Annotated in this window: 14 protein-coding genes and 1 pseudogene; 10 read left to right on the forward strand and 5 right to left on the reverse strand. The window is 41.7% G+C overall.

Features of this window, described 5'->3' with window-relative positions:
- Window positions 1–11: 11 nt before the first annotated feature.
- Window positions 12–1337, reverse strand: a complete 1326-nt coding sequence (locus ACZ9AO_RS11185; RefSeq protein WP_048685056.1) for an aminotransferase family protein — start codon at window positions 1335–1337, stop codon at window positions 12–14.
- A 381-nt stretch (window positions 1338–1718) separates the two neighbouring features.
- On the opposite strand from ACZ9AO_RS11185, the gene rpoN reads away from it, so the two are divergent.
- Window positions 1719–3077: an RNA polymerase factor sigma-54 gene (rpoN, locus tag ACZ9AO_RS11190; protein WP_476109074.1), complete on the forward strand. Its 1359-nt coding sequence runs from the start codon at window positions 1719–1721 to the stop codon at window positions 3075–3077.
- 118 nt (window positions 3078–3195) lie between these two features.
- On the opposite strand, the gene bluB is transcribed toward rpoN, so the two are convergent.
- Both bluB and ACZ9AO_RS11200 read right to left on the reverse strand, forming a co-directional pair.
- Complete coding sequence (gene bluB, locus ACZ9AO_RS11195; RefSeq protein WP_048685051.1) at window positions 3196–3837, reverse strand: 5,6-dimethylbenzimidazole synthase; 642 nt, start codon at window positions 3835–3837, stop codon at window positions 3196–3198.
- Window positions 3838–3928: 91 nt separating this feature from the next.
- Entirely contained in the window at window positions 3929–4534 is a 606-nt protein-coding gene (locus ACZ9AO_RS11200) for a uridine kinase family protein (RefSeq protein WP_476109075.1), read from the reverse strand.
- Window positions 4535–4629: 95 nt separating this feature from the next.
- Here ACZ9AO_RS11200 and ACZ9AO_RS11205 point away from each other — a divergent pair, with 95 nt between their 5' ends.
- A complete protein-coding gene (locus tag ACZ9AO_RS11205) occupies window positions 4630–4872 on the forward strand; it encodes a hypothetical protein (RefSeq protein WP_476109076.1) in 243 nt (80 codons plus the stop codon).
- Window positions 4873–4987: 115 nt separating this feature from the next.
- On the opposite strand, the pseudogene dacB reads toward ACZ9AO_RS11205, so the two are convergent.
- Window positions 4988–6411: pseudogene (gene dacB, locus ACZ9AO_RS11210) on the reverse strand (D-alanyl-D-alanine carboxypeptidase/D-alanyl-D-alanine endopeptidase).
- 304 nt (window positions 6412–6715) lie between these two features.
- Between dacB and ACZ9AO_RS11215 the strand changes: the two are divergent.
- The 5 genes from ACZ9AO_RS11215 (at window position 6716) to ACZ9AO_RS11235 (ending at window position 10879) form a co-directional block, all read left to right on the forward strand.
- Entirely contained in the window at window positions 6716–7210 is a 495-nt protein-coding gene (locus ACZ9AO_RS11215; protein WP_034305830.1) for a PH domain-containing protein, read from the forward strand.
- Complete coding sequence (locus ACZ9AO_RS11220) at window positions 7210–8682, forward strand: PH domain-containing protein (protein WP_476109077.1); 1473 nt, start codon at window positions 7210–7212, stop codon at window positions 8680–8682. Before ACZ9AO_RS11215 ends, ACZ9AO_RS11220 begins: the two co-directional genes overlap by 1 nt.
- A 199-nt stretch (window positions 8683–8881) precedes the next feature.
- Window positions 8882–9715: a cache domain-containing protein gene (locus tag ACZ9AO_RS11225; RefSeq protein WP_476109078.1), complete on the forward strand. Its 834-nt coding sequence runs from the start codon at window positions 8882–8884 to the stop codon at window positions 9713–9715.
- Window positions 9702–10346 carry a HAMP domain-containing protein gene (locus ACZ9AO_RS11230; RefSeq protein WP_476109079.1) on the forward strand — a complete coding sequence of 215 codons (645 nt, stop codon included), beginning with the start codon at window positions 9702–9704 and terminating at the stop codon, window positions 10344–10346. Before ACZ9AO_RS11225 ends, ACZ9AO_RS11230 begins: the two co-directional genes overlap by 14 nt.
- A 44-nt stretch (window positions 10347–10390) precedes the next feature.
- Complete coding sequence (locus tag ACZ9AO_RS11235; protein ID WP_476109134.1) at window positions 10391–10879, forward strand: methyl-accepting chemotaxis protein; 489 nt, start codon at window positions 10391–10393, stop codon at window positions 10877–10879.
- Window positions 10880–10928: 49 nt separating this feature from the next.
- On the opposite strand, the gene ACZ9AO_RS11240 is transcribed toward ACZ9AO_RS11235, so the two are convergent.
- Window positions 10929–11435 (reverse strand): general stress protein, encoded by a 507-nt coding sequence (locus ACZ9AO_RS11240; RefSeq protein WP_063595257.1) that lies wholly within the window; start codon window positions 11433–11435, stop codon window positions 10929–10931.
- Window positions 11436–11598: 163 nt separating this feature from the next.
- Between ACZ9AO_RS11240 and ACZ9AO_RS11245 the strand changes: the two genes are divergently transcribed.
- The 3 genes from ACZ9AO_RS11245 (at window position 11599) to ACZ9AO_RS11255 (ending at window position 14684) form a co-directional block, all read left to right on the forward strand.
- Complete coding sequence (locus ACZ9AO_RS11245; RefSeq protein ID WP_048685036.1) at window positions 11599–12663, forward strand: M20 family metallopeptidase; 1065 nt, start codon at window positions 11599–11601, stop codon at window positions 12661–12663.
- A gap of 395 nt (window positions 12664–13058) precedes the next feature.
- A complete protein-coding gene (locus tag ACZ9AO_RS11250) occupies window positions 13059–13616 on the forward strand; it encodes a 3D domain-containing protein (RefSeq protein ID WP_048685034.1) in 558 nt (185 codons plus the stop codon).
- A 156-nt stretch (window positions 13617–13772) separates the two neighbouring features.
- On the forward strand, window positions 13773–14684 hold the full coding sequence (locus ACZ9AO_RS11255) for a ketopantoate reductase family protein (RefSeq protein WP_476109080.1): 912 nt from the start codon (window positions 13773–13775) through the stop codon (window positions 14682–14684).
- Window positions 14685–14778 lie beyond the last annotated feature (94 nt).

The following is a 14778-nucleotide window of genomic DNA, read 5'->3' on the forward strand; positions in this document are numbered from 1 at the left end:
ACTTTCACCTCTTATAAAATTTCTTTTTCGACTGCAGTAAATGTCTCATCAAGGATTTCAATCATTCTTTCGACTTCTGCTTTAGTAATGATTAAAGGCGGTGCGAATACGAGTGTATCTTGATCAAACGTAACCGAACGGCAAATCAAACCATTCTTCGCAGCTTCGGCAACAAGTCTTGGAGCAAGCTGTGTCTCAAAGCCTTCACCTGTTTGTTTGTCCTTTACGATGGAGATGCCTCCAATTAGTCCAAGTGCCCTCACATCACCAACAATCGGATGTTTGCTTTGTAGCTTCTTAAAGCCGGCAAGCAACTCTTCACCACGCTGTTTCGAGTTTTCTATAAGGTTTTCACGTTCAATTATTTCAATATTTTTCAAAGCAACCGCACATGCCATCGGATGGCCACTGTATGTGTAGCCGTGTAAAAGCGTACCTTTTGAAAGGGCAATGAAATCCTGATGCATCTTATCATTCAGGACAACCCCGCCTAACTGTGCATATCCACTCGTCACACCTTTTGCAAAGCACATCATATCAGGCACAACACCAAAGTGTTCAATCCCAAAATAAGTCCCTGTTCTTCCGAAACCTGTAATGACTTCATCCGTCACCATCAAAATGCCGTATTCATCACAAATTTCCCTTACTTCCTTAAAATAGCCTTCAGGAGGAAGGTTCACGCCACCGGCCCCTTGAATCGGTTCAGCGATAAATGCCGCAATCGTTTCCGGTCCTTCCTGTTCTATGACCTTACGCAACTCCTCGATGGAGGAACCGTCCACATGATAAAAATCAGGTGCGATTGAATTCGTGAAATCCCGGAATGGCTTCAGGCCAGTCGCACTTGTAGCTCCCATTGCAACTCCATGATAGGATTTCGAGCGGGAAATGATTTTTTGACGATTAGGCTGCCCTTTCAAAAGCCAGTAATGACGAGCAAGTTTGATCGCTGTATCATTCGACTCCGATCCACCTGAAGTGAAGAAAACTGCATTCAAATCCCCAGGCGCGATGGATGCGATTTTGGCCGCCAAACGGATTGCCGGCTCATTGCTGAAAGTGGCGAAACTTGAGGTGAAAGCTAATTTGGCCATTTGTTCCTTCGCGACTTCAGCCATCTCTTCTTGTCCATGTCCAATATTCACATTCCAAAGTGAAGCCATGCCATCAATGACAGTCCTGCCCGTGACATCCGTAAGATATATTCCCTTTCCTTCCTTAAAGATGAAACTTGGACCATCTGCCTGCTGTTGTTCGATTGCAGTAGTCGGATGAATAAAATGCTTTTTATCCAAATCGATTAATTCCTGAATACTCGTAGTCTCTTTAATCATGTAAAAAACACCCTTCTCATGTAATGGATTTTTTCAAGCTAGTTTATTTTTATATTTATAGATGTAGCAAGAAGCATGCCAAATTATATGAACCTTATATTAAAGGTATTCAAGTTAAAATGATTCATATATAAATCAATAGGAGCACGTGTTGATTCACATATAAATCATTTGATTCACATTCGAATCAATCAACCCCCATTCATTAGATTAACTACTGAATGACAGCATTTTTTCGAATCCCCCTCTTTATTTCTATTTGATGTTACAAAACCTGACACACAATGTTGAATTTTCGGAAGATTTATATTATTATCATGTTAATATTTTTTCATTCCTTTTGAGCCGCTATGTTAATCTAAATGAAAGAAGTTGATATATATGCAGGTAGGATTTGAACTGTACCAAAAACAAACCTTGAAGTTGTCATTAACCCCTGAATTACAGCAATCGATCAATATCCTTCAATATTCCACCCATGAACTGATAGATTTCCTGAACCGGCAGGCTTACGAAAATCCCGTTCTCGAAATTAGCTTTAAAGAACCCCTCGCTTCACTTAGTATTCGTACAAATAAAATAAATTCTCAGATACGCCGTTCTTCCTCTAAAAGTAAAAGTTTCAACGGAGACAATGATTACAACCCTATCAACAATTATTCAGTCAACACAGAAACACTTGAAAGGCATTTACTGGAACAATTGAGTTTACTAAGTTCATTGAATACATTTGAAAAGAAGATTCTCCAATTTTTGATTGGAAACTTAAATGATTATGGATTTCTAGAATTGGATGTCCATTGGACTGCTTCGCATTTTTCCGTACCCGTGGAAGAAATCGAAAATATGATTCAAATATTGCAATCCCTTGACCCAATTGGAGTCGGTGCTAAAGATCTGACCGATTGTTTACTCATTCAGCTGCGTGAGCATGATAATCACAATGAATTGGCGTATAAGATCGTTAAAAAGCACTTAGAAGATTTAGCAGAAAAACGCTACAGGAAAATTGCCGCACTTCACCAAGTGACCGTTCAGGAAGTACAAGAGACCTCGGATTTCATCCGTACGTTAAACCCGCGTCCTGTCAGTCACTTTTCCGATGATATGACTCATTACATCGTTCCAGACGTTTACGTGGAAAAAGATAAAGAAGGTTTTCTGATAACGGTCAACGATAGCTGTACACCTATACTTTCCATCAATCCTTACTACAAGAACCACGTCGCCATCAATTCTGTTAATCCAGCTAAAGATTATATAAAAGGGCACATAAATGATGCCCAATTACTGTTAAAAGGGCTCGAACAAAGGCAAATGACGCTTTACAAAGTGACCGCGTCAATCGTGGAGGAGCAGCATGAGTTTTTCATGAAGGGAATTACGGGATTAAAACCTATGACACTGAAGAACATTTCGGAAAAACTTCAGCTTCATGAATCAACAATCAGCAGGGCGACAAGCAATAAATATATCCAGACGCCGCATGGCCTCTTTAAACTAAGGAACTTCTTTACTAGAGGGTTACACCGCGTGAACAGCCCAGCAACCGAATCATCGACCACCATCAAAGAAAAAATAAAGGTCCTGATTGCCGATGAAGATAAAATAAAGCCTTTTTCAGATCAGAAACTTTGTCAAATATTCGAAAATGAAGGGACGAAGATCTCCCGCCGCACTATTGCAAAATACCGTGAAGACCTCGGTATACCGGGATCTTCAAAACGGCGCAGATTTTAAAATCAAACCGAATTTTAAAAAGACTCTTACAAAGGAGTATCTATTGTAAGAGTCTTCTATATTTTCCACCCCTGAACCAGGGGCTTAATAAACAGTTTTGGAATCATAATATATCGGTTTATTTATTCCCCCATTTATCCTCGAAAATAAGTTCATCCATCAGCCTTCTTTTTTCCCAATTGGCAAGTTCAAGAATGGGTTTATCCGGATATTGATCCGTATAGCCAATCGACAGGAGTGCAACAGGTTCTATATGCGGCGGAATCTCCAAAATATCACGAATATCATTTTTCTTATAAAAGCTTACCCATCCCATTGCCAATCCTTCCGCATAGGCAGCCAGCCACATATTTTGAATGGCGCAGGCAGTGGATAGGATATCGGTTTCCGGAATGGAGTTCCTCCCTAAAACATGGGAGCCTCCCCGTGTCGGGTCGCACGTAACACAAATGGTATATGGTGCTTCTTTTAACCCTTCCACTTTCAAACTAAGAAACTTATTTTCTTTACCTCCTTCATAATGAATAGCGAGGGCCCTTCTTTCTTTATCCGCTGCCCATGCCAAACTGTCCTTGGTTTCCTGAGACGAAATCACGATGAAACTCCAAGGCTGCATGAATCCTACAGACGGCGCATGATGTGCAGCATCCAAAATTCTGCGGAGTATATCCTTTGAAATGGGCTTTGGCAAAAAACTCCTGATATCCCTGCGGTTATAAATGGCTTTATATACGGCAGCTTGTTCTTCATTAGTAAACATAGTTTCCCCCCTGTTTCCGGCTCCCCGGAAATTCATCTAAACATACAATATATTTTATAGGTAAACCCTTACAATTAAAATATCCTCTGGCTCAGCTCATTCCGTCCACAACAAGATCCGCTCTTTCTTGAGGCCTTTGCACACCCACATAGAGATCTTCATGAACCATCCAATTATCCTCCCATATTTGACGCGCATCTTCACCATCCCGCTCAAGGCCACGTTTCAAACGCTGATCACGGGGACATTCCACCCAAATCGTGAAATCATGGTACCCTGCCAATTCTTCACGGATAGAATACGTTCCTTCTATAATGACAAGGCCCCCAGCAGGAACTTCATGCCATTCGGCCATAGTGTCCGTTTTCCAATCATACCTTTGATATCTTGCTTCTTTCCCCTTTGTAAGCGGTTTTAGGATTTGGTTACAAACCCGTTCCCAATCATAATCCGCCCCGATAGGCTTTTGGGATGGAGGCAGTTGAACCCTTTCCGGTGACGGCAAATAAAAATCATCCATATGAACGGCCACGCTACCTGGACATTCTGCTTGGATACGGGCAGCGAGTGTACTTTTTCCAGATCCGCCCCGGCCATCTATGGCCAATATATAGAGTGAGCGTTTTTTGGAAATTTCGTGAATTTCAGCTATAAGACTGCTGATCGTATACTGTCCATTGAGTGTTGGAAAGTTCATAAGCATTCCCCCCTATACTACTTATTTCTATTAATCCTCCCTTAAACTCCTTCCTTGAGGGGATAATTTTAAAAAATAAGCAGAAGGTGCTGGCATTGAATAAAATCCAATTTGCCCCCAGCTTCATGTCTGTTAAAGAAACAGAGAAGGAAAAGGCCCCTTTCCCTCCACTTCATGGAGAAACTGTCTATGATCAACATGTAATGGACTTGAAAACTTCTTGTTATAGACATATATATCGGAGAAAGGCCTTCGAAGGTTCGAATGCCGACTTGATGCAATGTTATATAATGACCATCGATTTGAATACGCCATTCGGATCTGCGATTGAAACCTGATCAGGTCAGCAAATAAAATGGCTTATCGGCATTATGCTGCCAATTCGGACTTGCCGAAGAAATGATTTGGCTTTTTCTCGCAGATCCTGAACTTCAACTTAGCTTTCCATGGATACTAATGGCCGCTTCCCAATAGGTTTTCCTGTTCTGCGAGCATTACGGCTATCTTATCCTGGATTGCCGTAATGCCTTTTTCTTCTACAAAATTATTCAAGATGATTGAAAATATGATTTTTTCCCCTCTTTTGGTCGTCACATAACCTGATAAGGAGCTCGTACCTGAAATTGTCCCTGTTTTCGCGCGGACATTCCCGGCTGCAAGTGTCCCTTTCATCCTCTTTCTAAGCGTACCGCCCACCATCCGATTTTCGTTGCCTGCAATCGGTAAAGCATTCAAGTAAGCAGGAAACCACGTTTTTTCCTGAATGGCATACAGCAGCTTCGTTATTTCATTCGCTGGAATCATATTGACTTGGGAAATTCCAGACCCATCACGCATCATGATCGTTTGCATATCGAGACCCATACTCTCTTCAGCTGATTTCGAGCAACCTTCAAACCATCCTTCCAGCTTCCCTCCCCCTCTGCCTCTTTGCCCATTTCCTTCACCAAAACCTCGGCATGGCTGTTATTGCTCAATTTCATGAAAGGAATAAGCAGCTGTGAAAGCGGCATGGACTGATGAGTGGCAATCATGTCCGCTCCTACTGGCGTTTTCCCTTTTTTCCTTTTTCCCAACACTTTAATTCCATATTTCTTCATTGATTTTTCAAATAGGCTCAAGGCATATTCTGTGGGATCTTCCACCGAGATCCACTCTTTGGTCACCCCGGCATCTTCCGGAATGGTCCCGGTCATCGTAATGACTTGTGTGCCATGAGACCGTTCGATTTCAATCTTATTATTAGCATCTGCCGATACAGTTTTCGTTTTGTTGATGACCTTCACGTGATCGGTTTCAGGCTCCAGCTTTACCGTTGCCCTCTTTCCAGCCTTTCCCCCAGGGGCTATCTCCACGATGATGGTACCGGTATCGTAATCTTCATTCGGGGAAGCAGTTAAAGCCGAAACGGCTGCACCGTAATATTCCTGTTCATCGCTCCAAACTAAGTCTTGGGAATAACGAACATCATCATACCAAGAATCGTCCCCTATAAGATCCCCGTGAACGAACTTAACGTGCCTTTGCTTCAGTGAAGCTGCCAGCTCATCAAAATCCTTTTCCAATAATGTGGGATCCCCTTTTCCCTTCAGGTATACATTGCCCTGCAGAACCTGGCCAACCTGCACTCCTTTTATGTATAGTTCCGTTTGAAAAGCATGATCTTCCCCTAAAGTTTCCAACGCAGCTGCTGCTGTCAAAAGCTTAAGATTCGAAGCAGGCCGCAATCTCGTTTGCGATCCCCGTTCATAAATCATTTCCCCCGTTTCAGCTGAACGGATGGAAATTCCCGTCAACGCCCCAGCCAATCCTGGCGATTGCTCCAATATTCGTTGAATTTCCTGCCCTAGGGTTCCATCATCATTCGCAGCCTGCATCGATTCTCCATTAAAAAAACAAATCAAAAACAGGAAGAATATAAAACTCAACTTCCTTTTATACGTCAAACCTATCACTCCCACTCTAGAAACTCACCACTTCTATCTTGTCCATTATTCGGTCATATAAAAAGAAAAGATCCACTAGAAAACTCCTTATTTATACATACTCGGGAAACTGCAGGATTATTCGCCCGCCACTCCACGGTATGCGACTGCATAATTTCTATACATATACCTTTAATAGGGAACTTTTTTGCAAGATAATCCGTATAAGTATAAAGACATAGTAAGGAGTGAATATATGTATTCCAAGATACAGCCACCTACGAAGAAAATATCCAAAGAATCAGTGAAGGTGTGGCGGATGACTGAAGCTATTACCAATCTCATTATCCTCGCCGTCCTTGGCATCCTATTATTTGTTGATGATTACTTCACTTGGAAAGAATGGATTGGATGGATTTTAAACGGACTTATCGTATTATCTTTTTTCCATGCTATCTGGTCCATCTTCATTGAACCGATACTTTTGCAAAAGTATTGGCGTTACGACGTGAACGAAGAATTCATTCAAACAAAACGTGGAGCCTGGAGTGAAACGCATGAACTCATTCCGATGACGAAGGTTCAATCCGTCAAATTGAACCAAGGACCGTTTTTGCGAAAATACAACCTTTATTCCCTAAGCATCGGAACAATGGGCGATTCTCATGACATACCAGCCATCCCCGAGAAAGAGGCGTATGAATTACGAGATAAAATTGCCCATTTCGCAAAAATTAAGGAAGTGGATTAATGATGGAAGAACACGCAAAACGATTACACCCTATCAAAATCCCTTTCGAATTTTGGAAATTGCTGAAAGGAAATGTATTTTTCATAATCATGCTTTATGTCCTGAATTTCGGTTCTGAAAAGATGTATATGAAGGTACTCCAAATCGGCTTTCTAGTTTATTTGGTTTGGAAAGTCATTTCTGTCATCCTTAAATGGTATACATACAAATACCAAATCAAAGAAGGTACCTTATACATTACTTCAGGGCTTGTCTCGAAATCGTATCGAACTGTCCCGCTTCATAAGGTTCAGAATGTCCAGCAACGCACGACGTTATTTCATAAGATTTTCAGATTGACCTCTTTAACATTCGAAACGGGGATGACTGGTGATCAGGGTAGCGTACCTTTCGAGATGATTTCCCGAAAAGAGGCCGAACGGCTTGAGGGGGAATATGCTTCAAAACAAGAACTTCCGGTTATTGAAGCGGATATTCCCGAAGAACGAATTGCTGAGGATATGGAGCCAGCCATTGAAAAAACGATCCATTTCACTCCAAGCAAACATGATGTGCTGAAAGCTTCCTTTACATCACTCAGTTTCCTGGCACTTATCCCGATATTGGCTACGTTATATAATACACTCGATGATTTTATCGATTTGGAGAACGCCGAAGGGTTTTTTGGCAAGTTATTGGATACATGGTGGATCATTACCATCGTTATTGCAGGCCTCATATGTGTCGCCGTTGCCTTCGGAATCGTTTCCACATTCGTTAAATATGGAAAATATGAAATTTCATCCGATCACGAGCGCATATATATCAAAAAAGGTGTACTGGACGAATCTGCTTTTTCCATTCGGAAAGAAAAAGTACAAGCAGTCGAAATCACCCAATCAATCATAAAAAGAATGCTGGGGTTGGCAGAAGTGAAACTGATCAGTGCAGGAAGCACCGGTGATGAAGAGCTGGAAACGAACACCCTCTATCCTTTTTTATCAATTGAACGGGCATATGGGATGGTAGAAGAGATTTTACCTGCTTACAAAGTGGAACGATCAATGAGGTCACTATCGAAACAGGCCTTCAAAATCCGAATGCTGCGGCCCAGCTTTTTCTGGATTCTCACAACATTGGCGATTTATTATTTCAAACCCTCCCTATGGTATATCTCGCTGATTCTACTCGTCCTCATTTATACATTGAGAATAATGGATTACAAAAATAGCCGTTACTTGTTAAATGATGAGTTCATTCAGTTCAAATCCGGAAGTTTGGAAACATCACTATTCATTACCAAAAGAAGCAAGGTCATTCAAATTGAGGTGGAACGTTCGAAGCTGCAAAAGCTTTTCGGGCTTGCCACAATTGAAACGATCAACCGCTCCAAGCCTGTACACCATACAAAGCTCCAAGATGTATCCGTTGAATATGCAGACGAATTTTACACATGGTATATGGACAGGACAAAAAATATCCAAGTCGAATAGTATTCAATGAATGAAAGAGTTGACCATGGCAGTCAGCTCTTTTTTTATCCACTATATTCCACCCCCTTCCCACCTTTGCACTTCACGACAAAATTAATATTGGAATTTTCTAACTTGTCCCTTCAAAAAAAGCGAAAGAAGACCGAAATATCAAATAGAAGTCAAAATTAATTAGAAGTATATAAGGAGAATTTTAAAGATGAAAAGACTGACAGACTGGTATTTTAATTCGCTAAAAAAACAAATATTGATTCCCTTTCTAGCTTTGATCATGATAAGCGGAATGGCCATCTCCTACATGAGCTATAAAAATAGTATCGAGTTGACGACCAAGGAACTTACCGGAACGACGGAAGAGCAAGCCAAGTCAATGAACGATTCTTTCGAAATCTTCTTTCATAAAACGGAAAATCAATTGGATAGGATCAGTAAGTATCCTATCATGAGTACCTATGATAAGAACCCCGAATCCATAATGGATGAGTTTTCCCATACACAGTCAAGCAGTTCTGAAATAAATGGTTTATACCTTGGCACCGAGAAAGATGGAAAAACATTAATATTCCCTAAAGCGGATTTGCCGGCTGACTTCGATCCGAGACAAAGGGATTGGTATCAATCCGCATTGAAACAAAAAAACAAGACCATTTGGACGGAACCTTATACCGATCAGGCTACGAATGAACTTGTCATTACGGCAGCAAAGGCCCTATATGATGATCGAGATGAATTAATAGGCGTGCTCGGTGTCGACATCTCGATCGATACATTGATCACGATGGTCAATCAAACGAAATTCGGCGAAACGGGCTATACGGTTTTGCTGGATCAGAAGGGGTCATTCGTTACACATCCAGACAAGGAAAAAATTCCACACGATATATCAAAGGAAAATATTTTCAAAAAAATGAAAGGTGAATCCGGATCAATGATCGAGGAATTTGAAGGGCAAAGCCGGATCGTCGGATACGCCACAAATCCTACCACCGGATGGAGAATAGCAGGGGTAATGGAGGGTAATGGAGGAAAATGAAGTGAAAGTCCGGGCAAGCCCGATGATAATCGACAATGTCATCACACTGTTGATTGTCTTTACCGTCACTGCACTATCTGCCATCTTCATCACCCGTTCTTTAACGAATCCCATTAAAAAGCTGCAGGAATCCATACGGAAAATGGCTGACGGCGATTTCACCTCCTGGAATTCCATTTCCAGAAAAGATGAGATAGGCCAACTTGCAGAAGACACCAGATTAATGACCAGGAATATGAGTCATATGTTAGGGGTTGTCAACAACCTTTCCGATAAAGTATCGGATTCCTCCATGACGCTAGTGGCCAGCGCCGATGAAAATTCAGCGGCAGCTAACGAAGTGGCCATGACGATGGAACAAATAGCAGCCGGTGCCATAGACCAAATCGAAGTCGGGCAGAATAACGAAATGGCCGTAAAGTTATTGGCTGACAAAATCAATGATCTTGAAGCGCAAACGGGAAAAATGGCCACGGAATCCGAAAATATGTTCAAGGCTTCCGAAAACGGAATCACTCAAGTACAAGGCCTGAAACAACAATTCAATGAAACGTCCCAAATATCCAATAGGATGAGCACGGCAGTCAAATCATTGGATGCACGATCCAATGATATCAGTGCGATACCATAAGCGGGATTGCAGGACAAACGAATTTACTCGCCCTGAACGCTGCCATCGAAGCAGCGAGGGCTGGTGAACACGGAAAGGGGTTTGCAGTTGTTGCCGATGAAGTGAAGAAATTGGCCGAACAAACGGAAAAATCACTGAAAGAAATCTCTGAAATCATTCAAGCCATGCAAAACGATACAACCAATACCGTTCATTTGATTGATCAAGTCAATCAAAAAATCCATCTTCAGGATACTTCTGTAACGGATACGGAAAATGCTTTCAGTCACATTGCATCCATCATCGCGAACACATTCAGCAATTTTGACGAAATAAAACAGATGATGAACGATATGGTAAACGAAGTCACACGGATGGCGGGCAATGCAGAAAAATTAAATTCAATCAGTCAGGAAACTGCGGCAGGAACTGAAGAAGTATCAGCTTCCGTAGAACAAACGAATGCTTCCATGGAACAATTAAATGCCCTGGCTAGTGAATTGGATGCCCTATCCCAGGAAATGCACAAAGAAATAAAGAAATTCACATTCTAATCAAAAAAAGGACGGCCCCTAAGGGATCCGTCCTTTTTAAAATGACGACTTATAGAGTTCTTCTGCCATTCGTCAGCGTTGCATCGGTTTCAGTTATTCCCGAGTAAGAAGAACTGGATTTTCTCGCATCCGAATCGACTAACACAAGCAATTTCCCGCTCTTTACATCCGCTTCATAACGATTCGCTTCGTCTTCAGGTATGCCCATTCCGATTAATGTACCGGCCAATCCTCCTGTTCCAGCGCCTACAGCCGCTCCGGCTAATGTTGCAGCAAGCGGTCCTGCAGCCAGTACCGGCCCGATTCCCGGAATCGCCAACGCACCCACACCTGCCAATAATCCGGCAGCACCGCCCAAAATACCGCCAGTCGCCGCACCAGCTGCGAGCCCCTCTTCAACTTTTGTACCCGTTTCTTCATTCACTGCATTTAATTCTTCTTTATCTTTAGCTACCACTGAAATATCTTCACGATTATACCCTTGGGCCTGTAATGACTCAACAGCCTTTATGGCTTCTTCTCCAGTTTCATATACACCAATTATACGTTTATCCATATCTATCATCCTCCTTAAAGAATGTAAATTGTCGCTCCCCCTTTACATACCCCAGGGGATGAAAGTGCTAAACGTTATTTAACAGGAAAATATTTTCGAGTTAACCCTTATTCAGAAAGGGTATATATAATAGTAGTATGCATATTTTTAGGAGGTTTTCTTTTTGCTCATCGAGTTACTTAAAGATTTAGTATCTATCGACAGTTCATCGAAAGAAGGAGCCAACCAAGCGGTAGATTACTGTGCGGACTGGCTTAAAGATCAAGGACTTACCGTGAATGTGATCGTAAATAACGGTTATAAAATGCTTGTTAGCGAGATTGGCAGCGGGGATAAAACCCTAATTTGGAATGGCCATGTCGATGTTGTCAGCGGTACGCCGGATCAATTTTTCCCTGAGGTTCATGAAGGAAATTTATATGGACGCGGAACAGCCGATATGAAAGCTGGAGTTGCAGGGATGATGTGTGCATTTACCGAACTGAAAGATAAGGACTTAGGTTTAAAAATCCAGCTACAGATCGTATCGGATGAAGAGATTGGCGGGTTGAACTGTTCCGGATATTTAGCGAAACATGGTTATCGGGGGGACTTTGTAATCTGTGCTGAACCGACGCAACTGGGAATCGGACTCCAGGCAAAGGGTGCCCTTCGTCTCGATATTGAAGTATCCGGCAAATCTGCACACGGAAGCCGTCCATGGGAAGGCGTGAATGCAATTGAAAAGGCCTATGATCTCTATCAAAAAATAAAGGAACTTCCTTTCACCCGGGATCATACTCCCCTTTACTCTTCCCCTTCACTTAACCTAGCAAAAATAAAAGGCGGGGATGTCTATAATAAGGTACCTGATGCTTGTTTGCTAAGTCTTGATATTCGCTATCTTCCTACGCAAACAATGGAAGAAATCATTGCTCAGATCGAAAGTGTGACAGGAAATAATGTTCACCTTAATATGTACAGTAAACCTGTAAAAACCGAAGAATCAGACCCATTCATCACTTTGCTCCGACCGATTATCGAAAGAAACACCAAGCAAGATGCTGTCATTTTTGGACAACATGGCTCTGCAGATACCGTCTTTTTTGCGGCATATGATATCCCAGCGATTGAATTCGGACCAAAAGGCGAGAACTGGCATGGAGATAGGGAATGCGTCAATCTTGAATCAGTAGCAGTCTACCAAAAAATGCTGGTCGATTTCGCTTCTGAATTTATTTTACATTAATCCAATCATGAAAAAAGCCGGCATCACATAGTGTCGGCTTTTTTCATGTTCCGAATATCCTCTCCCACTAAAATAAACAGCATTCAATCGTCTATTATTACGTTGTTTTTTTACAAAATATACAGGACTTTAAAACCAGGGGTTATACATCCATATATTGCCTCATTAAACAGGATACGCCATTACATCAACACTATTTAACAAAAATACGCTTATACTGACATAATAAATAATATATTTACATTTAACAGATAAGTACTTTTGACCTAGTTTATATTACATTTATTTATCAAGGGAAACCTTTTTGTAACACAATTACTATTCCACCGAAACATTATTGTCATAAAGACCTGTTATTCTAAGTCTACGATTTAAAACAAAGGAGACTATTCATTTTGAAAAAAATACTACTTCCACTATTCACTGCTTTCTTTTTGGTATTTAGTTTTTCCGGAGTTTCATCGGCTGCTACTACTACATACAAAGTTAAAAGCGGCGACACACTATGGGGTATCGCCAATAAACATAATATAACAGTCAATCAACTCAAAAGTTGGAACAACCTGAAAAAAGATAACATCCATCCAAAACAAGTTTTAAAGGTCAAGAAAACATCGACCTCTGCTAAAGCTAAAGCAAAAACAACATCATCATCCAAGAAATATAAAACGATCACTGTGAAGGCAACAGCTTACACTGCGAACTGCAAAGGCTGCAGCGGGATTACAGCATCTGGTCTTAACTTAAAGAAAAACCCTAACGTAAAAGCCATCTCAGTCGACCCTAAGGTCATTCCACTAGGAACAAAAGTTCATGTAGAAGGATACGGGGATGCCATTGCGGCAGATAAAGGCGGCGCAATCAAAGGGAATAAAATTGACGTCTTCTACTCTTCTCACTCAAAAGCTATCAATTGGGGCAGAAAAACCGTTAAAGTAAAAATCTATAAATAATGATAAGCACCAGCCTGAAACCTTTCAGGCTGGTCTTTTGTTTTTCCCATTCTTACAAACATCTAAACAACCAGTTGACCTTCAAACGGAAATATTTACTGAAATTTCAGTCAATGTTATGATTAGTACATCTTAATCAAAAGAGAGGTGTGCGCTTTGAATATTGTCATTATAGGGGCCGGGGCACTCGGCTCCTACTTTGGGGGCAGGTTGCAGCAGGCCGGACAGGATGTTCAATACCTTGTCCGAAAAAACCGCGCCAAACAATTGAAGGAAAACGGGATCAGCATAACCAGCCCACATGGAAACTACCAATTCAACGACCTTCATATCACAGAGAATGTAAATGATATCGAAAAGGTCGACCTCGTGATTCTCGCCGTAAAAGGCCAGCATCTGCAAGGCACCCTTACTGATTTAAAGTACCTTGTTGAAAAGGGCGCAAAGGTCCTCCCGCTTTTGAATGGATTGGAGCATATATCCATTTTACAGGAGGCGCTGGGCGATGAAGCCGTCTTGGGAGGAAGTGCCTTCATCATCGCCACCCTTGATGAAAAAGGTCATGTCATTCACTCCAATGAAAATCACGATTTAATCTATGGCCCGCTTCATCCGTCACAAAAAAAGATTTGTGATGAATTCGAACAGGCGGCGGGATCAGCTATCATGAAGGTAAGCAGAACGGAAAACATATTGATCAGGATGTGGATCAAATACATGTTCATCACCGCGTTTTCCGGTGTGACAACAGCATCGAACCTCCCTATCGGCACGATACGGAGATACCCGGAAACCAATGGATTGCTAGAAAAGGTCCTTGTTGAAATGAAGGAGCTTGCAAATGCTTATGACGTCGGAATTACTGTGGAGAATATTGTTCAAGCGTTGGAAAACATGGCAGGCTTACCTGATGAATCCACCTCTTCGATGCACCAGGACCGCCGGAAGGGCCTAACCCTCGAAGTGGAACATTTACAGGGCGGTGCACTGCGCCTAGCCGACAAGGTCGGTTTGAAACTTCCTGTGATTGGAACCCTATATGCACTAATAAAACCATTTGAAAATTGATTTTCTCCAATACCGGTGCTCCACCGGTATTTTTTTTACGGCTTAGTAATCTCTTTATATCCTAATCTCCACTTTTAATTCCTCTTCAGTTATT

It is taken from the genome of Peribacillus sp. TE19612 (assembly GCF_056279465.1).

Excerpts from the sequence above, each read along its gene's own strand:
- ACZ9AO_RS11225 (WP_476109078.1), top strand. The coding sequence starts at position 8,882 with ATGAAAAGACTGACAGACTGGTATTTTAATTCGCTAAAAAAACAAATA.
- ACZ9AO_RS11185 (WP_048685056.1), bottom strand. The coding sequence starts at position 1,337 with ATGATTAAAGAGACTACGAGTATTCAGGAATTAATCGATTTGGATAAA.
- ACZ9AO_RS11240 (WP_063595257.1), bottom strand. The coding sequence starts at position 11,435 with ATGGATAAACGTATAATTGGTGTATATGAAACTGGAGAAGAAGCCATA.
- ACZ9AO_RS11220 (WP_476109077.1), top strand. The coding sequence starts at position 7,210 with ATGATGGAAGAACACGCAAAACGATTACACCCTATCAAAATCCCTTTC.
- ACZ9AO_RS11215 (WP_034305830.1), top strand. The coding sequence starts at position 6,716 with ATGTATTCCAAGATACAGCCACCTACGAAGAAAATATCCAAAGAATCA.
- ACZ9AO_RS11200 (WP_476109075.1), bottom strand. The coding sequence starts at position 4,534 with ATGAACTTTCCAACACTCAATGGACAGTATACGATCAGCAGTCTTATA.
- ACZ9AO_RS11230 (WP_476109079.1), top strand. The coding sequence starts at position 9,702 with ATGGAGGAAAATGAAGTGAAAGTCCGGGCAAGCCCGATGATAATCGAC.
- rpoN (WP_476109074.1), top strand. The coding sequence starts at position 1,719 with ATGCAGGTAGGATTTGAACTGTACCAAAAACAAACCTTGAAGTTGTCA.
- bluB (WP_048685051.1), bottom strand. The coding sequence starts at position 3,837 with ATGTTTACTAATGAAGAACAAGCTGCCGTATATAAAGCCATTTATAAC.